The 24,344-nt window shown below is 60.8% G+C and carries 17 protein-coding genes; 8 read left to right on the plus strand and 9 right to left on the minus strand.

From position 1 onward, the window contains the following. The first annotated feature begins 19 nt into the window (after positions 1–19). Positions 20–919 carry a M23 family metallopeptidase gene (locus ACE3NW_RS02225; RefSeq protein ID WP_374279922.1) on the plus strand — a complete coding sequence of 300 codons (900 nt, stop codon included), beginning with the start codon at positions 20–22 and terminating at the stop codon, positions 917–919. 1,461 nt (positions 920–2,380) lie between these two features. Here ACE3NW_RS02225 and gatA read toward each other — a convergent pair. The 9 genes from gatA to ACE3NW_RS02270 form a co-directional block, all read right to left on the minus strand. Beyond that, complete coding sequence (gatA, locus tag ACE3NW_RS02230) at positions 2,381–3,841, minus strand: Asp-tRNA(Asn)/Glu-tRNA(Gln) amidotransferase subunit GatA (protein ID WP_374279924.1); 1,461 nt, start codon at positions 3,839–3,841, stop codon at positions 2,381–2,383. A 111-nt stretch (positions 3,842–3,952) separates the two neighbouring features. After that, the gene (gene gatC, locus ACE3NW_RS02235) at positions 3,953–4,249 is read right to left on the minus strand and encodes an Asp-tRNA(Asn)/Glu-tRNA(Gln) amidotransferase subunit GatC (protein WP_374279926.1); all 297 of its coding nucleotides are present in this window, start codon (positions 4,247–4,249) and stop codon (positions 3,953–3,955) included. 35 nt (positions 4,250–4,284) lie between these two features. Then, positions 4,285–5,679, minus strand: a complete 1,395-nt coding sequence (locus tag ACE3NW_RS02240) for a hypothetical protein (protein ID WP_374279928.1) — start codon at positions 5,677–5,679, stop codon at positions 4,285–4,287. Between the two features lie 141 nt (positions 5,680–5,820). Beyond that, positions 5,821–7,737 (minus strand): molecular chaperone DnaK, encoded by a 1,917-nt coding sequence (dnaK, locus tag ACE3NW_RS02245; RefSeq protein ID WP_374279930.1) that lies wholly within the window; start codon positions 7,735–7,737, stop codon positions 5,821–5,823. A 299-nt stretch (positions 7,738–8,036) separates the two neighbouring features. Next, positions 8,037–9,638: a methyl-accepting chemotaxis protein gene (locus tag ACE3NW_RS02250; protein ID WP_374279932.1), complete on the minus strand. Its 1,602-nt coding sequence runs from the start codon at positions 9,636–9,638 to the stop codon at positions 8,037–8,039. Positions 9,639–10,004: 366 nt separating this feature from the next. After that, positions 10,005–10,616, minus strand: coding sequence for a recombination mediator RecR (gene recR / locus ACE3NW_RS02255; protein ID WP_374279934.1), 612 nt, complete (start codon positions 10,614–10,616; stop codon positions 10,005–10,007). A gap of 3 nt (positions 10,617–10,619) precedes the next feature. Further along, positions 10,620–10,931 (minus strand): YbaB/EbfC family nucleoid-associated protein, encoded by a 312-nt coding sequence (locus ACE3NW_RS02260; RefSeq protein WP_136400558.1) that lies wholly within the window; start codon positions 10,929–10,931, stop codon positions 10,620–10,622. 95 nt (positions 10,932–11,026) lie between these two features. Then, positions 11,027–13,087 (minus strand): DNA polymerase III subunit gamma/tau, encoded by a 2,061-nt coding sequence (dnaX, locus tag ACE3NW_RS02265; protein ID WP_374279936.1) that lies wholly within the window; start codon positions 13,085–13,087, stop codon positions 11,027–11,029. 226 nt (positions 13,088–13,313) lie between these two features. Continuing rightward, entirely contained in the window at positions 13,314–14,237 is a 924-nt protein-coding gene (locus tag ACE3NW_RS02270; protein WP_374279938.1) for a branched-chain amino acid transaminase, read from the minus strand. A gap of 262 nt (positions 14,238–14,499) precedes the next feature. Here ACE3NW_RS02270 and ACE3NW_RS02275 point away from each other — a divergent pair, with 262 nt between their 5' ends. The 7 genes from ACE3NW_RS02275 (at position 14,500) to ACE3NW_RS02305 (ending at position 24,211) form a co-directional block, all read left to right on the plus strand. Continuing rightward, complete coding sequence (locus tag ACE3NW_RS02275) at positions 14,500–16,272, plus strand: hydantoinase/oxoprolinase family protein (RefSeq protein ID WP_374279941.1); 1,773 nt, start codon at positions 14,500–14,502, stop codon at positions 16,270–16,272. Between the two features lie 265 nt (positions 16,273–16,537). Continuing rightward, entirely contained in the window at positions 16,538–17,011 is a 474-nt protein-coding gene (locus ACE3NW_RS02280; RefSeq protein WP_374279943.1) for a tRNA (cytidine(34)-2'-O)-methyltransferase, read from the plus strand. After that, positions 17,008–18,066, plus strand: a complete 1,059-nt coding sequence (locus ACE3NW_RS02285; RefSeq protein WP_374279945.1) for a CobD/CbiB family cobalamin biosynthesis protein — start codon at positions 17,008–17,010, stop codon at positions 18,064–18,066. Before ACE3NW_RS02280 ends, ACE3NW_RS02285 begins: the two co-directional genes overlap by 4 nt. Positions 18,067–18,073: 7 nt before the next feature. Next, entirely contained in the window at positions 18,074–18,814 is a 741-nt protein-coding gene (locus ACE3NW_RS02290) for a sulfite exporter TauE/SafE family protein (RefSeq protein ID WP_374279947.1), read from the plus strand. A gap of 62 nt (positions 18,815–18,876) precedes the next feature. Continuing rightward, the gene (locus tag ACE3NW_RS02295) at positions 18,877–22,035 is read left to right on the plus strand and encodes an efflux RND transporter permease subunit (RefSeq protein ID WP_374279949.1); all 3,159 of its coding nucleotides are present in this window, start codon (positions 18,877–18,879) and stop codon (positions 22,033–22,035) included. 17 nt (positions 22,036–22,052) lie between these two features. Next, the gene (locus ACE3NW_RS02300) at positions 22,053–22,847 is read left to right on the plus strand and encodes a YkgJ family cysteine cluster protein (RefSeq protein WP_374279951.1); all 795 of its coding nucleotides are present in this window, start codon (positions 22,053–22,055) and stop codon (positions 22,845–22,847) included. Positions 22,848–22,996: 149 nt separating this feature from the next. After that, positions 22,997–24,211: a bifunctional 3,4-dihydroxy-2-butanone-4-phosphate synthase/GTP cyclohydrolase II gene (locus ACE3NW_RS02305; RefSeq protein WP_374279953.1), complete on the plus strand. Its 1,215-nt coding sequence runs from the start codon at positions 22,997–22,999 to the stop codon at positions 24,209–24,211. The last annotated feature ends 133 nt before the right edge of the window (positions 24,212–24,344 follow it).

The raw sequence follows: 24,344 nt of genomic DNA on the forward strand, positions 1-24,344 counted from the left end.
GCCCTAAAGTACAGGTTCAATGCTGTTTGGCAAATATCACATAGTCATCTTCACCGAAGGTCGCAGCGGCAGCCGCAATGTGCGCATGCGCGGCTGGTTTGGTATTATTGCGTGCCTGCTGGTTCTGGCGCTGGTGGCCTGCAACGTATGGCTGCTGCGCAACTGGCTTGAAACCCGCCATCTGGGCGACGACTTGCGCAATGCCGACAAAACCATTGAAGAACAGCGCCGCCAGCTTGTTAATCTCGTAGAGCGCATATCTGTGGTGGGCCGCGACCTTGAGCGGGTGCAGAGCTTCGATTCCAAGCTGCGCATCATGATGAATATGGAAAAAGACCCCGCCGAGGCCGGTTCTGTGGGCGACAGGCCGGGGGATTTTTCGCGTACCTATCTGCCCCTGCACCGGCAGGAGCTTGCCGCCCGCAAGATGCTCGAATTCCTCACCCGGCTTTCCGAATCCGTAAAGCTTGAAGAAGTGCGTCAGCAGGATCTGCTGCTGGCCCTGCGCGAAAACCGCGATGCCCTTTCTTCCATGCCAACCATCTGGCCGGTGGTGGGTTTTGTTTCGTCCAGCTTTGGCTGGCGTTCCGGGCCCTTTGGGGGCCGGGGGCAGTTCCACAAGGGGCTCGACATCACCAACCGCATCGGCACGCCCATCATTGTGCCTGCCCAGGGCATTGTTACGCTCTCCGGGCGTGACGGCGCATACGGCTTTAGCGTTGAAATCAACCATGGCAGCGGCATTGTCACCAAGTATGGGCACATGCAGCGGTGCGCCGTGCAGGAAGGCCAGTGGGTCAAGCGCGGCGAGATTGTGGGTTATGTGGGCATGAGCGGGCGTACCACCGGGCCTCATTTGCACTACGAGATTCGTCTTAATGGTGTGCCGGTTGATCCCATGCGGTATATTCTGGAATAACCCCTGCTATTTCTTCTTTTTCTTCACCGCCTCTTCACTTGCCGTGGGTTTTGTCGAAAGCCTGTCAGGCTGGTTTACTCTGCCCGTTTTTTTTTGCGGTGTAAGCAGGCGTGAAGAAAAAAGAACTTCTACCCTGAATGGGTGCAAGAGCCTGTCAGGCTGATTTACGCAAACCCGACTTTTTTGGCCTGACGGCGTTAAAATCCTGTTTTTGATGCTCACGTACTTGAGTACGCTGCGCTCAAAAACAGGATTTTAACGCCGTCAGGCCAGAAAAATGCGTATTTTGCAAATTCGCCCAACACCTCCCATCGCCTCCGCATTCGCTGCGGCGAGTTTAAGGAAGGCGACGCCACGACCAGCTTTTGATCACGCCCGCTGAAAGGCAGGGGAATCCTTCATCGTAAGCGAGGCCGTCGCCGCGCAGTCACGCCACTGAAAGGCAAAAAGGCATGTATGGCAAAAACATCCGGCTGAAAATCCAAAGATTGCACTGAAAACCCAAGAAGTGGGAGTAACATAAAATTGTTGGCAAGAATGTGGCGTGAGGGATGGAGTCGAAGCGCGGAATTCAGGGGGTGAACGACATCATGGAATTGGGCTGAAACGGAATTTGACCAGAGCGGCAGCGGGCTATGGCATTTACGCGTCGCGGAGGGAGATCACCTGAGCGAGCGCAGCGAGTGAGGGAAGCTCCCGCAGCACAAGACGCGTGCCCTCGCCGTATTGCGGTAATTGAAAACGCTCTTTGGGGGTGCTTCGGGGGGGATGCAAGGGGGGCCGCGCAGGGGGCGAAGCCCCATAACCGGCCCCACCTTGCCGCGCGCCGCGCAGGCGCCCCAAACATCGCCGGAGTTCGAAATGCAGTGCCCGCAGGGCAGATAATCGCTTTCAGGCTGGTTTACTCTGCCCGTTTGTCTTTGCGGTGTAAGCAGCAGCGAAGAAGAAAGAATTTCTACCCTGAATGGGTGCAAGAGCCTGTCAGGCTGATTTACGCAAACCCGACTTTTTTGGCTTGACAGCGTTAAAATCCTGTTTTTGATGCTCACGTACTTGAGTACGCTGCGCTCAAAAACAGGATTTTTCCTTGTCAGGCCAGAAAAATGCGTATTTTGCAAATTCGCCCAACACTTCCCATCGCCTCCGCAGACGCTGCGGCGAGTTTAAGGAAGGCGACGCCACGACCCTCTTTTGATCACGTCCGCTGAAAGGCCGGGAAATCTGTCATGGTAACTGTGACCGACACCGCACAACAATTTGGCCGCACACCGCGCAGGCGTCCCCAACATCTCCGAAGGGTAAAATGCAGTGCCCGCAGGGCAGAAGAATCAAAGGTTCACAGTGCGCCACACAGCCAAAGTAGAGCCGCACGCCGCGCAGGCGTCCCTGTCATAAAAATGCCAACAAAAAAGGGAGCAAGCCCTTCGGCCCGCCCCCTCACATATCCATGGCAAAAACAATCTACAGTTGGGGCGCTCCAACCCCAGGCAATACCTGCTCCAGGGCATGGCCAAGCGCAAGCAGCTCGCCCTCGGCAAAGGCCTTGCCAAACAACTGCATCCCCACGGGCATGCCGCTTTCCGCTCCAAGGCCCACGGGCATGGAAAGCCCCGGCAGTCCTGCCAGATTGAGCGAAAGCGTGTAGGCGTCCATGAGGTACATCTGTAACGGGTCGGCGGTCAGGCTGCCCACGTTCCAGGCGGTAACGGGCGAAACGGGAGCCCACAGGGCATCGCACTTGTCGAGCGCGGCCACGTATTCGTCGCGTATCAGGCGGCGTACCTGAGCGGCTTTGCGGTAGTAGGCATCGTAATAGCCGGAAGAAAGCACATAGGCCCCCAGCATGATGCGGCGCTTGACTTCCTGCCCGAAACCCTCGGTGCGCGAACGCACGTAAAGGTCTTCGAGATTTTTGATGTCGGTGGCGCGGCGGCCATAGCGCACACCGTCAAAACGGGCAAGGTTGGAGCTGGCCTCGGCCATTGCGATAATATAGTAGGTGGCAATGGCCGCATCGGTGTGCGGCAGGCTCACTTCTACCAGTTCTGCGCCCTGCGCCTCGGCAATGCCCATGGCATTCTGGCACACGGCGCGCACTTCGGGGGCAAGGCCTTCGCCAAAAAATTCCTTGGGGATGCCCAGCCGAACACCCTTGAGGCCCTTGCTGCCCAGTGCGGCAACATAGTCGTCCACAGGGCGCGGGGCGCAGGTGCCATCGCGCTGGTCATGCCCGGCGATCACGCCGAGCACGCGGGCGCAGTCTTCCACCGTGCGGGTCAGCGGGCCCACCTGATCAAGTGACGAACCGTAGGCAATAACGCCATAGCGCGACACGCGTCCGTAGGTGGGCTTGAGGCCCACGCAGCCGCAGAGCGACGCAGGCTGACGGATGGAGCCGCCGGTATCCGTGCCCAGCGAGGCAAAGCATTGGCCAGCGGTTACAGAGGCCGCAGAACCGCCGCTGGAGCCGCCCGGAACCTTGCTGGTATCGTGCGGATTGCGCGTGGTGTGGTAGGAGGAGTTTTCTGTGGTAGAGCCCATGGCAAACTCGTCCATGTTGGCCTTGCCAAGAATGACAGCCCCGGCCTCGCGCAACTGCTGCACTGCATAGGCATCATAAAAAGGCGTGTAATTTTCGAGTATGCGCGAACCAGCCGTGGTGCGCAGCCCCTTGGTGGAGAGGGCATCCTTGACTGTTACCGGCACACCCCACAGAGGTTTGGCCGGGTCGGGGCCCTGCTTGTCCAGCGCAGCGGCAGCGGCAATCGCTCCATCCTTGTCCACGGTGAGCATGGCTGCAATGCCGGGTTCGGTGGCATCCATGCGCGCAAGACAGGCCGTTACGGCCTCTTGGGCGCTCAATTCCTTTTTTTGCAAGGCCTGGGCCGCCTGTGTGAGCGAAAGGGAACAAATATCGGTCATGGTGTTCTCAAATATGTTCTGCACGGCGGCGTTGCCGCCCGGTGCTGTGCGTGCGGTTGCGGGTGGCTGCCCCGCCGCAGTGCGGCGCATGGCGACCAGCCCGTGGCCAGGCTATACGATGCGGGGTACGATAAAGTACTCGCCGTCGGCTTCGGGGGCATTGGCAAGCACTTCGCTGCGTTCGCGCCGCCGGGCCGATACGTCTTCGCGCTGGGGGCCGGGGTGCTGGGCGGGGCTGTACAGCGGCTCAACATCATTGGTGTCCACCCGTGCAAGCACATCCATATATGCCAGGATGTCGCCCATCTGACGGGCAAACAGGGTCTTTTCCTCTTCACTGACGCTCAACCGCGAAAGCGAGGCCATGTGGCTTACTTCGTCAAGGTTGATGGTTTTGTTGTCGGCCATGTGTAATCCTTTTACGTCAATGCCTGCGGGCGCGGTCAGCGCGCAGCGGGCAGGCTGAGTTTGTACGAGGGGCGGGGGGTATTGCTCATGATGGGCGAGCTCGGCTGGGGCTGGCCAGTTTGCACTGCCGGGGTGGCCTCTGCTCCGGCGGCCGGGGCGGTAAGGGGCGCACCAGTGGCGTCTACGGGCGGCAGGCCCTGCATGCGCAGCGCAGCCTGTTGCAGAACGCGTGCGCGCGCCTGCTGAAAGGCCTCAGCATCCACCGGCGTCATGCCGTTGGCAGTCACGCCGAACAGGAAGAGCTTTTGATGCGCAACACCGGCATTGTCCCACGAAATGGGGGCCATGCCCCAGATCATCTTGGAGGCACGCTGAACGCGCGCGGTGATCTGCGGCGTGGTCAGGCGCGAATCAAGCCCCATGGTGGCGGCAAAGCGCACAAAGTCGTAGCCCAGGGCATTCCAGAAGTCTGTGCCGGGGGCCTGAAGGGTGCGGGGGGCTTGCGGCTGGTTCCAGGCAGCGGGAAAAACCGCCAGTGTGTACTTGTCGGCATTGGCAACCGTTTTGCCAGAGAGGCTCTGCTCCCACAGGGTTGTACCCAGCAGCACCAGGCGGTCCTCACCGTTGTAGAGCAGGCTGGTGGTCAGCATTTCCATGCTTTTCCACGAATCGGGCAAAAAGAGCGCTTCAAAGGATGTTTGCGGCACAGGGGTTTTGCTGCCCTGCGGCGTTTGGGCCCGAATGAGGGGCGCAACCGCATCACTCCACGAGGCGGGCTCTGCGGGATTATACGAGGCTTTTTGCAGCAGCATGTTCTGGCTGGCAAGGCTCTGTTCCATAAGGCCGGTCATGCGCACGCCATAGGCATCGGTGGGGTAGAATGCGCCGTAGGTGCGGATATTGAGGCCAGTGCTGGCAAAGCTGATGAGCGTGTCGATCTGGTCTTGCGGACTGGGGAAGAAACGCCATGCGCGTGCGCCTTCGTCGCCCTGTTCAAGGGAGGGCACAAAGGTGAAAAATGCTCTTTTTTCCAGCGAACCGTGCTCGCGGGCCTGGGCATAGTTGCGGGCCTGAAGCGGGCCGCCCACCACAGTGCAGGCCTGGGGCAGGGCGTCAAGCCGCTGCAACCAGTCGGGAGCTTCTGTGTTGATGGTTTCCACGCGCAGTTTGATGCCGTTAGTGGCTAGCTCGTTTTGGGCCATCTGCGCGCCGTGGCGCACCTTGCCTGCAATGGCAGCGTATGGGCCAGAAGACGGCAGGGCCAGCACCACGCAGGGGCCTGCGGCGGGCGCGGGAGCAACGGGCTGGGGTTTGGGCTCGGGGGCTCTCTGCCCCATGCCAAAGGGCATCTGACACGCGGCAAGACAGCCAAGAAGTGCCAGCAGCGAAATATTGCGTGCCAGCACAGTGAAAGAGCGGCGTATGGTCATGGCGGTATCCTGGTTGTAGTACCGGCGGGCCCGCCGTGCGCGGGCCGCAAAAAAAGGTCTGGTTCGGTGAACCAGACCTTTTTAGTACAGGGCAGGCGTGGTTGCAAGTTCGGGGCGTAGGCCGCCGAGCTGCTCCTGCTCTTATTTCTTCACTTCGGTGTAGTCTGCGTCCACAACGTCGTCGCCGCCGTGGGGCTGCTGGTGGCCTGCACCAGCGGCACCGGCATCAGCGCCGGGCTGGCCGCCAGCCTGCTGGGCCTGCTGCTGGTAGAGCTGCTCGGCCAGCTTGTGCGAGGCCTTGGCCAGATCTTCGGTGGCAGCCTTGATGGCTGCGGCATCATCGCCTTCCATAAGCTTGCGCAGGGCAGCAATTTTGCCGTCGATGTCGCTTTTGAGGGCGGCATCGGCCTTGTCGCCAAGGTCGGTGAGCGATTTTTCTGTGCCGTAGATCAGGCTGTCGGCATGGTTGCGCGCCTCGATAACTTCCTGCTTCTTCTTGTCGTCTGTGGCGTGGGTTTCAGCCTCGCGCACCAGACGCTGGATGTCGTCTTCAGACAGGCCGGAAGAAGCCGTGATCTTGATGGACTGTTCCTTGCCGGTACCCATGTCCTTGGCAGACACGTTGACGATGCCGTTGGCGTCGATGTCAAAAGACACCTCGATCTGCGGCACGCCACGGGGCGCCGGGGGAATGCCGGCCAGGTCAAAGCGGGCCAGGGTCATGTTGTCGGGAGCCATGGGGCGCTCACCCTGAAGCACGTGGATGGACACCGAGGGCTGATTGTCGGAGGCCGTGGTGAACACCTGGCTTTTACGCGTAGGAATGGTGGTGTTGCGGTCGATCAGTTTGGTGAACACGCCGCCCATGGTTTCGATACCAAGGGAGAGCGGGGTCACGTCGAGCAGCAGCACGTCCTTGACGTCGCCGGTGAGGATGCCGCCCTGAATGGCAGCGCCCATGGCCACAACTTCGTCGGGGTTCACCGAGCGGTTGGGTTCCTTGCCAAAAAACTTGCCCACAACAGCCTGCACCAGAGGCATACGGGTCATGCCACCCACGAGGATGACTTCGTCTATCTGCGAGGCGCTCATGCCAGCGTCGGCCAGGGCCTTTTTGCAGGGCTCGATGGTGCGGTCAACGAGGTCGCTTACCAGCGATTCAAGCTTGGCGCGGCCAATCTTGATGAGCATGTGCTTGGGGCCGTTCTGGTCAGCGGTGATAAAGGGCAGGTTGACCTCGGCCTCCATGGAGGTGGAAAGGTCTTTCTTGGCCTTTTCAGCGGCTTCTTTCAGGCGCTGAAGGGCCATGCTGTCCTTGGAGAGATCAATGCCGTTTTCGCGCTTGAATTCATCGACAAGGAAGGTGATGACGCGCTGGTCAAAGTCTTCGCCGCCGAGGAAGGTGTCGCCGTTGGTGGCACGCACTTCAACAACGTTGTCGCCCACTTCGAGAATGGAAATATCAAACGTGCCGCCGCCAAGGTCGAACACGGCGATCTTTTCGTTGGCTTTTTTGTCCGCACCGTAGGCCAGCGAGGCTGCCGTGGGTTCGTTGATGATGCGCTTGACGTCAAGACCGGCAATGCGGCCCGCGTCCTTGGTGGCCTGGCGCTGGGCATCGTTAAAGTAGGCGGGCACGGTAATGACCGCTTCGGTAACAGTTTCGCCAAGGTAGGCTTCCGCATCGGCCTTGAGCTTGGCCAGAATCATGGCCGAAACTTCAGGCGCGCTGTAGGTGCGGCCATCCACTTCAACGCCCGCGTCTTCATTGGCAGCCTTGACGATGGCGTAGGGCGAATGCTCTTTCCAGCGGCCAACTTCGGGGCTTTCAAACTTGCGGCCCATGAGGCGCTTGATGGCGAACACCGTGCGCTTGGGGTTGGTAACAGCCTGGCGCTTGGCGATGTCGCCAACCAGACGTTCCTTATCTGTAAAGGCCACCACAGAAGGAGTGGTGCGTCCGCCTTCAGGATTGGTGATGCATTTGGGGTCCTTGCCCTCCATGACGTAGACGCAGGAGTTGGTGGTACCCAGGTCGATGCCTATGATCTTGGACATATCTGAATCCTCCTCAGGAAAACTTCGTTCTGGCTTCGCGCTACCACCTCCGAGGGACCTCAGGGGGGCCGCAAACGGCGGCGTGCGCGGGAAAATCAGCACCATTGGTCAGGTGCGAACAATATGTAAGTCCTTCTCCGTTATCGTCCAGAGCGGGCGGGCAAAAAAAATCAAAAAACTTGCTAATGCCGTTGTTTGCGTGGCCTGCAACAGACTTTTTTCGCCAAAAAAGACAAAAAACCGTCGGAAGCGATTCCGGCGGTTTTGATGATTTTTTGCAGCAGGGGCGGCGGTAGAGCCTACTGGGCTGCCTTGGTGTCGCTCTTGCGTATGGCGTCGAGAATGCCGGTTACAATGCCCACCTGTGCGGAAAGGTCGCGCACCTGGCCTGCTGCCGCGTTGGTGGCCTCGGCAATGCGGGCACTCAGCGTGTTGACCTCAGCAATGTTGCGGTTGATTTCTTCCGAAGCGGCAGATTGCTGGGTAGCCGCTGTGGCAATGGCCGAAACACGGCTGCTTGAGTCGCCCGCGAGGTTAGCTATCAGTTCGAGCGAGTGGCCCGATTCCTGCGCCATGCGGCCCACTTCTTCAATGGAGTTGACCGTGTGGTCAACGGTGGTGGAGCTTTTGTTGGTTCCTTCCTGGATGGCGGCAATGGCTTTTTCAACTTCACTGGTGGCGCTCATGGTTTTTTCGGCCAGTTTGCGCACTTCGTCAGCCACCACGGCAAAACCGCGTCCGGCATCGCCAGCGCGTGCGGCCTCAATGGCGGCGTTGAGTGCCAGCAGGTTTGTCTGGTCGGCAATATCGCGAATAAGCGTAAGCACCGCGCCGATGTCGCGGGCCTGCTTGTCCAGCGTGCCCATTTCGCCCTTGAGGCCAGAGGCCCTTTCCTGCACGTCCTGCATGTTCTGGATGGTGCGCAGCACAATGGCCGCGCCTTCCTGCGCGTGCCCCTGCACTGAGGTAGCGGTGTCGGCTGCGCCGTCGGCATTGTGGGCCACTTCAACCACAGTGGAGTTCATCTCGTCCATGGCGGTGGCTGTTTCGGCCATGCGGTCGGCCACAGTGCCGGATTTATCGCGCACGTCGTTGAGCGACTTGTCGAGGGTGTTGGCCGCGTGCTGCAAGGTGTCCACCACGCCCTCAAGCTGGTTGACGGTATCCATGCGGGCCTTGTGGGCCGCCTCGTTGGCCTTCTTTTCAAGCACGATGCGTTCGCTGATGTCTTCGCCAATTTCCACATGGCCCACGTTGTTGCCGTGGCGGTCTTTAAGAAAATCAAGCATGATCTTCATGGTCTTGCCATTGGGCATGTGGTTGATCACCTGCTTGTTGCCCAAGCGCAGCTGTTCGATGCCGCATTCGGGTGTATTGCAGATGTTGCCCTGCTTTTCAGAACAGTGCTTGCCCAGCACATCTGCCTGGCAATATTTGTTCATGCTTGTCAGGGCGACCTTGTTGCAGAAGGTCCACACCATGTTGTTGTCTGTAACAGAGATGGAAAGGGGCAGAGTGTCGAGTATGCTTTCGTACCAGTGAGCCTGGCCCTCAAGCTTGGCAACCATTTCACGCAGAGCCTGGGCCATGTGCCCCAGGCAGTCGGCGCGGTCAATTTCTAGTTTAGCCTTGGCATCGCCAGCAGCAACAGCTCTGGCATATTGCACTATTTTGCGTATGGGGCAAAGCCTGCTGCAAATATAAAATGATCCAGAAACTGCAAGTAGCACTATAATGCCACCGCCAATGAGCAGAGCCTTAAATGTGGCAGCGCCTGTAAGGGCATCGCCTAGAGCCATATTGAAACCAATCAGCATGACAATACATGAAAAAATAAGACCTACAACGAAAACGAAAATGATGCGGAAGGCTAAAGTCATGTTCATGAAATGCAACCTCATCCTGCGCCGTTGATTTGCTGGCAAACACCATGTGGCCTGGGCGCTGTCAGTTGGCCTGTGCGAAGCAAAAACAGCGCACCAACAGAAACCATCCCATTGAGATTTCTGTAGATTTGCGATGAATCCGCTTTTGGCAGAAACGCGCAGCATATATTATATAATCAATAATACATGTGCGCACGCGGAAAAACAAGAGAATTGTGCAAATGTGCACAAATCACAAGCGGGCGAAACACGGCCCTGTGACACCCGTGTTACGCACGCGCGGTAATTCAACGTTGTAGTACATACGGCAGAACTGCCGAAAAATTTATGGCTGGGAGAAAAAAAAGACGAGTGGGCTAATGGGAATTGTGGCGGGGAGATTCAGGCCAGATCCTGACGGAACTGCAAAGACTGGCGCAGGGTTTCCTTATCCATATATTTGACCTCGGCCCCAAGGGGAATACCCTGTGCAAGGCGCGATACGCGCACGGCAGGAAACTGCCTGCGCACCATCTGGCGAATGAACGAAGCCGTGTTTTCGGCCTCCAGGGTAGCGCCAAGGGCAAGAATAAGCTCCTGCACTTCGCCCTCAGCAAGGCGTTTTACAAGCCTGTCCATGTCGAGGCTGTCAGAATCCATGCGTTCAAGAGGGGCAATCAGACCGCCAAGAATCATGTACTGACCGTGATAAAAACCGCCTTCGTCAAGGGTGAGCATGCTGTCCCACTCGGTGACAAGGCACAGGGTATCGCGGGCGCGCTCGGTATCAGAACAGACCGCGCAGGGGTCGCTGGAGGAAAGCCCCCCGCAGCGTGAGCACAGGTGCAGATTGTCGCGCAGATCGTGAATGCCACGGCCAAGCCTGCGGGTTTCGGCCTCTGGCCACTTGAGCAGGGCCATGGCCGCGCGCATGGCAGATTTGGGGCCAAGGCCCGGCAGACGCGAAAGCTGCTCTACCAGGGCCTTGAGCGGTTCGGGAATTCTTTCGTGCATGGTCTAGAAAAGGCCGGGCAGCTTGATGCCGCCAGAAATGGCGCTCATTTCGCGTTCCATGGTTTCGCGGGCGATGCGGCCAGCTTCGTTTACGGCAGCCAGAATGAGATCCTGAAGCATTTCAACATCGTTGCCTTCAAGGGCCTTGGGGTCGATAACAAGCTTGCGCAGTTCCTGCTTGCCAGAAACCTCGGCCTTGACCATGCCGCCGCCGCTGCTGGCTTCGTAGCTGTGTTCGCCCAGATCCTGCTGAAGCTTGGCGATCTTGTTCTGCATAACCTGCGCCTGGCGCAGAATGTCATTCATGTTCCGCATGTGTTTCTCCTTGCGTATGTTGCATGCTTCCGGTCTTGGCGGCTGGGCCAGCCAAACGCGAAAGGTTGTGCCTTGTGGTGTGCCGCAGGCTGGCCCTACTGGTCAACCGGGCGGCAGCCCTTGATGCGCGCGTTCAAAACGTCGAGGCAGTGGCGCAGTTCGGGCTTCTGGCTGAATTCGTCAATCAGTTCCGCCTCTGGGCGGTAGGGGCGGGGCGCTACAATTTCAAGCCGGGTCGGGCCTGCGCCGTATGCAGCCAGTGCGGCGATCAGTTCTTCGCGCCCCCGTTCAAGCTGAAACATCTGGGTTTCGGCCTTGGGCGCAAGGCGCAGCACTCCGTCCTGCCATGTTGCGCTTACGCTGCGCAGCAGATGCTGGCGGGGCATGTCGCGCCCGGCTTCCTGCCTGTTTGCGCAAAAATCGCAAAAAGTGGCCCAGTTGCAGGCAGCCTGCCCGTGCTGGACGGGTTGAACCTGTTGGGCTGGCGGCGCGGCAGAAGCCGCAGGCCTTGTTATCGCAGAAGCTGCGTCGGCGCTACCCTCAAAGGGGGCCTCGGCCAGATTCTGCTTTGCAAAATACTGTTCGTCCCGGTTTTGCCCGTCGGGCTCCTGCGCGTCCTGGCCGGGGCTGGCTGCAACAGGGCTGGAGCCAAAACCACCGGCATGGGCCCTGCCCGTGGTCTTGTCGGGGGTCTTGTCGGGGGTTTTGTCCGGGGTACGGCCAACGGTTTGTTCCCCTGTAACGTTTTGCTGCGCAGCCCGCCATGGCCGGTGCGTTGGTGCTGCGTGCCCGGATGCCGCGTCGGGCTCGTCCGATTCTGCATCATCCGCATCGTTGGCGGCGTGCTGGCCTGTCGCTGCATCGCGGGGGCGCGATTGAACGGGTTGGGCGCTTGCGGTCATGGCGGCGTGGGCTTCCAGGTGGCCTTCCATTCTCTGCGAGGCGGGCGGTACTGTTTGCGCCTGTTGCGGCGCGGCATCCTGCCCAGTGCCCTGTGTGCCGCCACCCTGTACGCCGCCACCCTGGCTGGCAGGGCCGGGCGTGGCCTGCCCCACGGGCAGCAGCTGCGGCAGCAGGGCAAGGTTGAGCAGCAAGAGCTCAAGCGCGGCCGCCGGTTCGGGGCTTTGCACTATGCCGCGCTGCGCGTCAAGGGTCATTTGCCATGCCGCGTGCAGATGGGCAGCCGAAAAGCGGGGCGCAATGCCCTGCCATAGGGCGGCCTCGTCTGCGGGCAGGCGCAGGCTAGGCACAATGGCCTGCCCACTCTGGCGCAGCAAAAACAGGTTGCGCAGATTGCCCGCCAGTTCGCGCATAAAAAAGCCTATGTCCACGCCCTGTTGCAGAATCTGTCCGCACAGGGTTGCCACAGCGCCGCAGTCCTGCCCGTGCAGGGCGGCAAACAGATCGGCAAAAAGTTCTTGCCCCGCAAGGCCCAGCACCTGACGCGTGGCAGCAACGGTAAGTTCCTCGCCGCCCAGGGCGAGGGTCTGGTCGAGCAGCGACATGCTGTCGCGCACGCTGCCTGCGGCGCGGCGGGCGATAAGGCGCACAGCGCCTTCTTCAAAGGCGGCATTTTCCTTGCGCAGCACAGAGGTAAGGTGGGCGTACAGCGCCTCTTCGCTCAGGTGGCGGAAAACAAAGTGCTGGCAGCGGCTCACAATGGTAATGGGAAACTTGTGCGCCTCGGTGGTGGCAAAAATAAAGACCACGCGTTCCGGCGGTTCTTCCAGCGTCTTCAGCAGCGCGTTGAAGGCGTTGCGGGTGAGCATGTGGGCTTCGTCGATGATAAAAATCTTGTAGCGGCCTTCCATGGGCGCGTAGCCGATGGTTTCGCGCAGCGAGCGGGCGTCTTCGACACTGTTGTTGGAAGCGCCGTCGATCTCGGTCACATCCACATGCACGCCCTGTGTGATCTTGCGGCACTGCTCGCACTGGTTGCAGGGCTCTGGCCCCGGTGCGTGCTGGCAGTTGAGCGCCTTGGCAAAAATACGCGCAATGGTTGTTTTGCCAACGCCGCGCGTGCCGCTCAAAAGGTAGGCGGCTGCGGGCCTGTCTTCGGCCGCAGCGCGGGAAAGGACGGCTTTTACCATGTCCTGACCAGCTACCTGGGCGAAGTTTTGCGGCCTGTATCGTGCGGCGAGAGAAAGATGTTTCATGGCGCTCGTTGCCTTTGAATGGTGACCAACGGGCTGTCGGGCAGTCCCGGATTACGCCGTGGCGAACCCGCAGAAAAGGCAGTTTGTCCGGTTTGACGCAGCCCTCATGGGCATGTTTGGGCAAAACGGGTTGGTGGTGTACCTGGGCAGCCCCGCAAGAACGGAACTGCCCAGGGATTATTGGCAAAACATGTCAGAGCTGGCGGGCCGTGCGGCCTGCCGCCTGCTATTTAATGCTGAAGCGGTGCAGCCAGCCTTCGTACTTGGGGTTTTCGCCCCGCACGATGGCAAAGTATTCCTTCTGCAGATGCTTGGTCACCGGGCCCGCGTGACCCGCGCCGATCTGGCGGTGGTCAAGTTCGCGGATGGGGGTGATTTCAGCCGCCGTGCCGGTGAAGAACGCTTCGTCGGCGATATAGAATTCATCGCGGGTGAACTGCTGTTCTTCCACGGTGTAGCCAAGGTCGCGGGCCAGGGTCATCACTGAATCACGCGTAAGGCCGCCCAGAATGGACGTCCAGGGCGTGGTTTTGATAACGCCGTTGCGCACGATAAAGATGTTCTCGCCCGTGGCTTCGGAAACGTAGCCGTTGGTGTCGAGCATCACGGCTTCGTCGTAGCCGTCTTCCTTGGCTTCCACCTTGGCAAGGATGGAATTGATATAGTTACCGGCAGCCTTGGATTTGGACATGCTGGTGTTCACATGGCTGCGGGCAAAGCTGCTGGTCTTGACGCGGATGCCCTTTTCAAGAGCTTCTGCACCAAGGTACGCGCCCCAGGCCCAGGCGGCGATGATGGTCTGCACCGGGTTGTGACCGGGGTAGACGCCCATTTCGCCGTGGCCCACAAACGAGAGGGGGCGCACGTAACCTTCGGGCAGCTCGTTGGCCTTGAGGGTTTCAATACAGGCGGTTACCAGCTGGTCGGGCGTGAAGGGTACTTCAAGGCGCATAATCTTAGCGGAGTTAATTAGGCGCTTGCAGTGGTCTTCCAGGCGAAAAACGGCTGAGGTGCCATCGGCGCAGGCGTATGCGCGAATGCCTTCAAATACGGCGCTGCCATAGTGCAGGGCGTGGGTCAGCACATGAACCTGTGCTTGTTCAGAAGGGAGCATTTTTCCGTCAAACCAGATAAACTTTGTATTCGGCATGGCTTTCCTCCGCAGTAGCCTGCTGTATAAGACGCGGTCCACAGGGGCAGTCCCGGTGGTTGCCGCAAGAGCAAAAATCTACTGAAAATGGCCGCATATGGCAAGCAGTTGCGCCTGTGGGCGAAAAGAATATCTGCATTTGCACGGGTATGCCACTGTGGGTGGGCGTGGCCCTGCCGCAGGGCGGGTAACAAAGAACTGGCCCTGTGGCGGGCGATGCCGTATGTTTGGGGCTGCAAACATGCATTATGAGGCCGAAATTATGAGCGAAACATTTGTTTTGGGCATAGACGCCGGTGGTACGCATACCGATGCCGTGCTGCTTGCCTGCTCCGCCGCTGCTGGCGATGCGGCCCAGGCCAGTCTGGTGGCCAGCGCCAAGGTGCGCACGCGGCACGACGATCTGCCCCGGTCTGTGCGCGAGGTGCTGGAGGCCCTGGGCAGGGCCGCTCCCCACTGCGATTTTGGCCGTATAAGCAGGGTGACGCTTGGGGCAACCCTTGCCGTAAACGCCCTGGTGCAAAACCGCGCAGACCGTGTCGGGCTGGCCGTTTCTGCCGGGCCGGGGCTTGATGCGCGCCGGTTTACCCTTGGCAGGCACGTGTGTGTTGTGCCCGGCGGGCTCGACCACCGAGGTGTTGAGGTCAGTCCCCTGCGCACCCGGGTTTTGCATGAAACGGCGGTTGCCTGGCAGAACGAAGGCGTGGCCGCAGTGGCCTGCGTGGGCAAATTTTCGCCCCGCAATGCCGCGCACGAGCAGGCCATGGCCGAGGCCGTGCGCCATGCAGCCCCGCATCTGTCAGTAACCGAAGGCCATCGCCTTTCGGGCAGGCTCAATTTTCCCCGGCGGTTGGCCACAGCCTATTTCAACGCAGCTGTGGCCCGCCTGCACGGCGAATTTCTGGATGCAGTGGAAGCCGCGCTGGCCGCAGCAGGCATATGCGCCTCGGTGCGGCTGCTCAAGGCAGACGGCGGGGCAGTGCCGCTGGAACTCTCGCGCCGCGAGCCGGTGCAGTCCATCCTTTCCGGCCCTGCGGCCAGCGTTATGGGCGTGCTGGCCCTGTGCCACGAAAGCGCGGCCATGCGGCAGGGCTGCTCGTTGCTGCTCGACATGGGCGGAACCACCACCGACATGGCCCTGTTTGTGGACGGTTCGCCCGTTGTGGACAGGGACGGCATGTTGCTTGAAGGACGGCGTACCCTGGTGCGCGCGCTGGCTACGGTATCCATTGGTGTTGGCGGCGATTCGCTGATTACCGTGGATGCGGATTCCGGCGCGCTCAGACCCGTAAAGGTCGGCCCCCTGCGGGATGGCCCCGCCATGGCCTTTGGCGGCACGCAGCCCACCCTGCTGGACGCCCTTAACGTGCTGAACTTTTCTGCCGCAACCGCAGGCAGTGCTGATGCCGTGGCGGGCGATGTGCCCGCCTCTGCCAGCGGCATTGCCGCGCTGGCCTCGCGGCACGGTCTGTCGTCCCATGATTTCGCCCAAATGGCTGTGGACGATGCCCTGCAACAGGTGGCCGATGCTGCTGCCTCCCTGACCGAGGGCGTCAACGCCCGGCCCATTTACACGCTGGCGGCGCTCAAGGCTCTGCGCGAGGCCCGCCCCGCACAGGCCTGGCTTGTGGGCGGCCCTGCGGGCTGTGTGGCCCGCCGCCTGTCACAGGCCCTCGGTATGCCGGTGCAAACGCCGCCGCACGCCGATGTGGCCAATGCCGTGGGCGCTGCCCTCACCCTGCCCACCGACGCGCTCGAACTGTACGCCGATACCGGGCGTTGCGTGTTGACCGTGCCCGCGCTGGACATAAGCGAGCGCATCGGCAAATCCTATGGCCTCAACGAGGCCCGGCAGCGCGCCTGCGATCTGCTGCGCCAGCGGCTGGAGGCGGCGGGCGAAAAGGGTGCGCGCGTGGAAGTGACCGAGGCCGACATTTTTGCCACGCTGGACGACGCGGGTTTTGGCAGCCGCGACATACGGGTTGTCTGTCAGGTTGTTCCCGGCCTCTCCGCCTGGATAGATCAGGTCAGGTGAGCGGGTCTTTTGTCCTCCGGCTGCGTCAAAACAGTGCCCGGTGTCGGTCGAGTACCGCAATGTACACTCCCTCCACGGGCACGGTTTTTCCTTGCTGGAGAACAAAATCCATCGCACGCCGTACCCGTTCACGAAAGCGCGGGGGCATGGAGAATTTCGGCAGAGAGCAAAGTTCTTCGCCGTTCTCGCAAGTATTGGGCAGAAAAATTTCGCGCAGCAGCACCCATAAACAAACATTCTTACCAGCAGTAAAAACGTATCCATCATGCAGGTAGTTCTTTTCGAGCCGGAAATTCCCCCGAACACGGGCAACATTGCCCGCCTGTGCGCCGCCACCGACACCACGCTCAACCTCATCGAGCCTCTGGGCTTCAAGCTGGAAGACCGCTACCTCAAGCGGGCCGGGCTGGACTACTGGCCCAACGTGCGCCTGCGCGTGTGGCCCGACTGGGCAGCCTTTGCGGCGCAGGGGCAAGAGGGGGCGCGGCTGGTACTGACCTCGGCCAAGAAGGGACAGGTGAGCGCCCCGGCCCACCAGTTTGCCTTTGAGCCCGAAGACTGCCTTGTGTTCGGGCCGGAAACGCGCGGTCTGCCGCAGGAAATTCTGGATCTTTCGCCCCACCGCATACGCATTCCCATGATCGAGGGCCGCGTGCGCAGCCTGAATCTTTCCACCTCGGCGGGCATTGTGCTGTACATGGCCCTTGCCCGCACAGGCCTGATGGAGGACTGGGCGTGAGCCTCGCGCAGCTGTTCCCCTATTCCGTGTGGGAATGCTGGTGGCTCGCCCCTGCGGCCCTGATTTTTGACCTCTGGCTGGGCGACCCCGATCTGCCCTGGCGTCACCCCGTATGCGCTGTGGGCAAGCTGCTTGAAAAACTGGAAGCTCCCGCCCGCAACTTCATGCGCGCTGGCGGGCCAGAGGCCGAGCGCCTGCGTGGCCGTTTTGCCGGGGGAGTGGCGCTGGCCGTACTTGTGGGGTGTACTGGCCTTGTGGTCTGGGGGCTGGTGTGCCTGCCTGTGCTCGGCGGGCTGCTGGCCCTGTATCTGGCCTGGGCCGGGCTTGCCATGGGCAGCCTGCTGCGCACCGGGCGTGAGGTGTTGCGGCGGGTGGAAAATTGTGATGAGCCGGAAGCACGGGCTGCGCTGTCGTGGCTGGTCAGCCGCGATACGTCGGCCATGGACCGCCCGCTCATGCGCAAAACGCTGGCCGACACGCTTTCCGAAAATCTTACGGATGCCTTTGTTGCTCCGTTTTTCTGGCTGCTGGTGGGCGGCCCCGTGGCCATGTGGTGCTACAAGGCCGTGAGCACCACCGATTCCATGTGGGGCTATGTGACCGACAAATGGCGCTGGCTGGGCTGGGCCGGGGCGCGCGGCGACGATGCGCTGGCCTTTGTTCCTGCCCGGCTGTCTGCCTGCGCGGCATGGCTTGCAGACAGGTGCGCGGCAAAACTGCGGTTTTTGCCCGCCAGACTGTTGCCAGAGCCGCAGTGGCAGGGCCGCTGGCCCGGTATGGGCGTGGTGGCCCGGCAGGCCGTGGGCATGCCCAGCCCCAATTCCGGCTGGTCCATGACGGCCTGCGCGTGGTTGTGCGGCGCACGCATGGGCGGGCCATCCGTCTATTTTGGCACGCTCACCCCCAAGCCCTGGCTTGGGCCGGAGCAGGGCGAAGCTGCGCCCTGGGGCAATGCCCGCCTGCTGGCGCTTTGCCAGCTCTTGCGCTATAGCGCCTTGTGTGGGGGGCTGGCACTGTGGCTGTGCGCCACTGTGGCCGGAATCCCCTTTTTTTGAGGATGCCATGCTGCTAGCCGTATTGTGTGTGACGGGTCTCGCCGTGGGTTTGCTGGTGGGGCTTACGGGGGTGGGGGGCATCTTGATTCCCCCGGCCCTGATTCTGCTGAGCGGTCTTGAGCCGCACGAGGCCATGGGCACGGCCCTGGCTTCGTTTTTGCCCCTGGGGTTGGCGGGAACCTTCATGTACCGCCGTCTGGGGCATGTGGACTGGTCGCAGGCCGTACCCTACATGCTGGGCGGGCTGGCGGCCCTGCCGGGCGCCATGATCAACGCCCGCATCAATGCCAGCCCCCTGGTGGTACTGCTGGCGAGCATAATACTGTTTGCGGGAGTGTGCGTTTTGCGGCCACCCAGGGCCGGGGGCAGCACATTCTGGCAGGGGCGCGCGGGATTTTTTTTCATCGGTGCGGCCACGGCCTTTTTGGCGGGCATGACAGGTGCGGGCGGGCCCGTGCTTTCCATTCCCTGGATGATAGCCGCCGGGGTTTCGCCCATGACGGCGGTGGGCCTTGCCATGCCGTATCAGGTGGTGACTGCCCTGTTTGGCACGGTTGGCAACATACAGGGCGGGCATGTGGATTTTGAGCTACTGCCAGCCTTGTGCGTATTTGAAACCGCAGGATTTGCCCTTGGCGTGGCCCTGGCCCGCCGAACCCCCACGGCCACCCTGCGCACGTTGATCGGCGGCATCTGCTGTCTGCTGGGATTGCTGTTGCTGGTTCGAGAGCTTTCTGCCCCGTTCTGAAAGCCCTGCCCCTGGCTGTTGCAAGAAAACCGTGCCTTACGCGCACCCCAAGAGGGAGCCGCATGAACATTGCCGCGCTTTTTATCCGCAGACCCGTGGCCACCGTGCTGATCATGCTGGGCATGCTTTTTTTTGGCATTGCGGGATACCGCAACCTGCCGGTCAACCAGTTGCCCACGGTTGATTTTCCCACCATTCAGGTGCAGGCCGAACTGGCCGGAGCCGACCCGGAGACCATGGCTTCTTCTGTGGCCACGCCGCTGGAAAAAGAATTCTTTACCATTGCGGGCATCGACTCCATTTCTTCAGTCAGTTCCACGGGCCGCACGCGCATAACCATACAGTTTGCACTCGACCGCAATATTGATGCGGCAGCTCTGGACGTGCAGTCGGCCATTGGCCTTGCCCAGCGCCGCCTGCCCACCAACATGACCGTGCCGCCAAGCTTCCGCAAGGTAAACCCTGCCGATCTGCCCATTCTGCAACTGCGCATTTCGTCGGCCACGCTGCCGCTCTATGTGCTTAACGAATACGCGGACACGCTCATTGGCCAGCGTCTTTCCATGGTGGACGGTGTGGCCCAGGTGGTCATTTATGGGCAGAAGCAGTACGCCGTGCGCGTGCAGCTGAACCCCGATGAACTGGCAACGCGCGGTCTTGGCATTGATGAAGTGGCCGACGCCGTGGCCGCCGCCAACAGCATGCTGCCCACGGGTTCGCTGGACGGCACGCACCACGCCGATTCCATCAAGTCTTCGGGCCAGCTCATGAACGCCAGGGCCTTTCGCGATGCGGTGGTGGCCTACCGCAACGGCGCGCCCGTGCGCCTGCGCGATCTGGGCGAGGTGGTGGACAGCTTCAAGCAGGACAAGCAGCTCACCTGGAGCAATGGCGGCGCACCCAGCATCATGCTGGCAGTGGAACGCCAGCCGGGAACCAATACGGTACAGGTGGTGGATTCCATCCGCGCGCTGCTGCCCGCACTGCAAAAACAGCTGCCGCCCTCGGCCAGGGTGGAGGTTTTTTACGACCGGTCGGAATCTATCCGCGAATCTGTGGCCGACGTAAAGTTTACCCTGGTGCTCACGGTCTTTCTGGTGGTGCTGGTTATTTTCATTTTTTTGCGCAATCTGCCCGCCACCATCATTCCCAGTCTTGCCCTGCCCATGTCGGTCATTTCGACATTCGCCGTCATGTCGGTGCTTGGTTACAGCCTCGACAACCTTTCGCTCATGGCCCTTACCCTGGCCGTGGGCTTTGTGGTGGACGACGCCATTGTCATGCTTGAAAACATCGTGCGGCATCAGGAAATGGGCAAGGATCCACAAACCGCCGCCTTTGACGGCTCGGCGGAGATAGGCTTCACCATTGTTTCCATGACCTTGTCGCTGGCGGCGGTCTTTATTCCCGTATTGTTCATGGGCGGCATTGTGGGGCGGCTGTTCCGCGAATTTGCCGTGGTGATCATCGCTGCCATCCTGAGTTCGGGTGTGGTTTCGCTCACGCTCACGCCCATGCTCTGCGCCTACTTTCTCAAGGCTCAGGCGCATAACATGGCCGGGCACAAGGTTGCCGTGGCGGGGCTGTACGGCACGCTCGAGCGATGTTTTGACCGGCTGGCAGACCTGTACGCCCGTTCGCTCGATGTGGTGCTGCGCCACCGGCGAACCACGCTCTTTGCATCGTTGGCCCTGCTGGGGCTGACGGGGTGGCTGGGCATGGTGGTTCCCAAGGGCTTTTTGCCCACTGAAGACATGGGCCTGTTGCAGGCCAGCACCGAGGCAGAGCAGGGTGTGTCTTTTGAGGGCATGGTGCGGGCGCAGCACAGCCTTGATCCCGCGCTGGAATCGTCCACCTATGTGGCGGCCTACAACTCCATTGTGGGTATTGTGGGCGGCAGCCAGAGCATGAACAACGGCATTCTGCTCATGCGGCTGGCAGGGCACGACAAGCGCCCCGGCATCGAGGCCGTGGCCCAGCAGTTGCGCAAGGATCTCAACACGTCGCCCTCCATGCGGGTATTTGTGCGCGTGCCGCCCACCATCAGCATTGGTGGCCGCGCCTCCAAGGCTCTGTACCAGTACACGCTCTTTGGGCCGGACATGGGGCCGCTGTTTGAAAGCGCACAGCGTATCGAAGAATCCCTGCGCAAACTGCCGGAATTGCAGGATGTAAACAGCGATCTGCAACTCAAGAACCCCGAACTGCGCGTTACCATTGACCGCAACCGCGCCGCAGCCCTGGGCGTTACCCCGCAGCAGATAGAGCTGGCCCTGCAATCGGCCTACGGATCGCGCGAAGTTTCGACCATCTACGCGCCCACCGACGATTATTCGGTATTTGTGGAATTGCAAAAGCCTTTTCAGAAAGACAGGTCGGCTCTTTCGCGGCTCTATGTGCGCTCAAAAGGCGGCGACCTCGTGCCGCTCGACACTCTGGCCCAGCTTTCCACGGGGGTTGGCCCCATTGCGGTCAACCACAACGGGCAGTTTCCTTCTGTCACCATTTCGTACAATCTGCGGCCCGGCGTTTCGCTCAGTCAGGGCGTGGGCGCGGTGGAAGCGGCGGCGCGTCCCTTGCTGCCCGATACCGTTACAGCCGAATCCCAGGGCACGGCCCAGGCCTTTCAGAGTTCGCTCAAGGGCATGGGCTGGCTGCTGGTGCTGGCCATTGTGGTCATTTATCTGGTGCTGGGTATTTTGTACGAAAGCTTCATCCATCCCTTCACCATTCTTTCGGGGCTGCCCTCTGCGGGTTTTGGCGCGCTGGCAACCCTGTGGCTCTTTGGCATGGAGCTTGATCTGTATGGCTTTGTGGGCATCATCATGCTGCTGGGCATTGTAAAAAAGAATGCCATCATGATGCTCGACTTTGCCCTTGAAGCGCAGAAGAACAATCCCGCTCTGGACCCGCTCGATGCCATCACCCAGGGCTGTCATGTGCGCTTCAGACCCATCATGATGACCACCGTGGCCGCGCTTATGGGGGCCCTGCCCATTGCCGTGGGCATGGGCGCTGGCGCAGATGCGCGCCGTGCCCTGGGGCTGGCCGTGGTGGGCGGGCTGTGTTTTTCGCAGCTGGTAACACTCTACATCACGCCCGTGTATTACTATTATATGGAAAAACTCTCTCGCAGGCTGGGACGCCTTTGGGGTACGCGCTTCAAGCAGAAAGCGCCCGAGAGTGACGACACGGGGCGGCCCCTCCCCAATTCTCACTGAACCGGCTTGGAGGCCTCATGAGCATGCAGCAACAGCCTTTTTCACCCCCTGCCGCCGAATCCGGCGAAGCCGCCTCGTGCAGGCGCTGCGGCACGTGCTGTTTGCGGGGCGGCCCCACCCTGATGGTCGGCGATACGGCCCTGCTTGTTTCCGGCACGCTGACGCTTGAATCGCTGGTGTGCCTGCGCGCGGGCGAGTGGTCGCGTGACGATTCCCGCAAGGCCTTGCGGCCACTGGAAGGGGAGCGCATCAAGATTGCCGGGCCGGGAGGCAGGGTACACCCCTGGCGTTGCCTGTACTACCGCGAGGGTGTGGGCTGCGGCATCTACCACCAGCGCCCGGCCCAATGCTCGGCTCTGTTCTGCATGGATACCGGCCCGCTGGAAGAGCTGTTGTCCAAGGGCAGGCACATGGGCCGCTTTGCGGCGCTTAATGCCCTGAAAGGGGGCATACCCGGTTTTGAAGGTCTGAGCGCCTCGCTTATTGCGGTGCTGCCCGACCTTGTGAGTGCGCACGAGGAACAGGTTTCGGTGCGCGAAATCCTTGAGCTGGCCGACCGCCTTGGTTTTTACCCGGCACAGGGGCACGGCCTTGCCGTGGAACGCACCGCCGGGCACGAAAATCCGCTCGAAGGCCGCGAACGTGAGCAGGCCGTGGCCGAACTGGGCGAAGCCGCCCGCACCGACGCGGCATTTCGCGAACTCTGTGTGGAGCGGGGCGGCATTCCCGCAGCCATGCTGCCCTTTTTGCTGGGGCGCTCCATAAAGGATCTGCTGGCGGAGGTGGGGCTCAAACCCTCCCCTGGCAGATAGCCTGGCCCGCAATAATGGCCTGTGGCGCAGGGTTTAAATCCATTGCCCGCACATTGCGGCAGGCCTGTGGTTGACAGAACAGGCCTGCGTACCTAACTTTGGAACAAGTAAAAAAATTCACGCCCTCGGTGGGCAATGAAGGAAGCAACATGCCACTGTGCAGTATTGAAGAGGCCATTGCCGACATCCGGCAGGGCAAGATGATCATTCTCGTTGATGACGAAGGCCGCGAAAATGAAGGCGACCTCACCATGGCCGCCGAACATGTGACTCCGGAAGCCATCAACTTTATGGCCAAGTTTGGCAGAGGGCTTATCTGCCTGCCCATGGCCCCCGAAATTATTGACAAGCTGCAACTGCCCCTCATGACCCAGCGCAATGGTTCGCGCTTTGGAACCAATTTCACCATTTCCATCGAGGCGCGTGAGGGCGTAACCACTGGTATTTCTGCGGCAGACCGCGCCACCACCATTCTTGCTGCCGTGGCCGACAATGTGCGCCCCGACGATATCGTCACCCCCGGCCACATTTTTCCGCTGCGGGCCAAGGCTGGCGGCGTGCTTTCGCGCGCCGGGCAGACCGAGGGCGGCGTTGACCTTTCCCGTCTGGCCGGGCTCAAGCCTGCATCGGTCATCTGCGAGATCATGCGCGACGATGGCACCATGGCCCGCATGCCCGATCTGGAAATTTTTGCGCAAGAACACGGCCTCAAGATTGCGGCTGTCAAAGATCTGATCCGCTACCGTCTTGACAGGGGCCAGGTTTCCGTGCGCCGAGTGGCCCAGGCCCATCTGCCCACCCGTTTTGGCGAGTTTACCGTTATCGCCTACGAGAGCGAAAACGAACCCGGCACGCATCTGGCACTGGTGAAGGGGGATCTTTCCTCATCCGAACCAGTGCTTACCCGCATTCACAGCGAATGCCTCACGGGCGATGCTCTGGGCTCCCTGCGTTGCGACTGCGGCGGCCAGCTTGGTGCGGCCCTGCGCCAGATTGAAAAAGAAGGGCGCGGCGCGCTGCTCTATATGCGCCAGGAAGGGCGCGGTATCGGCCTTGCCAACAAGATCAAGGCCTATGCGCTGCAAGACCAGGGATATGACACGGTTGAAGCAAACCGTAAGCTGGGCTTTCCCCCCGATCTGCGCGATTATGGTACTGGTGCGCAGATGCTGGTTGACCTGGGCATTCACAAGATTCGCCTGCTCACCAACAATCCCAAAAAGATTGTGGGGCTTTCGGGCTACGGTATCGAAATTCTGGAGCGGGTTCCCATTGAAATGGAAGCCTGCCCCGAAAACGAAAATTATCTGCGAACCAAGAAAGAAAAGATGGCACACATGCTTTCGTGCTCGTGCCACCATTAGGAACTTTTGCGCCGCCCCTTTCGAGGGGCGGCGTTTGTTTTTCAACCCGCCAGAAAATGCGGCAGGCGGCAGCGCCGCCGGTACTGCCTGGCTGAACATGCAGGGGGCAACACCATGGGCGTGACCACAATGC

It is taken from the genome of Desulfovibrio sp., assembly GCF_041907885.1.
Classification (GTDB): Bacteria; Desulfobacterota; Desulfovibrionia; order Desulfovibrionales; family Desulfovibrionaceae; genus Desulfovibrio.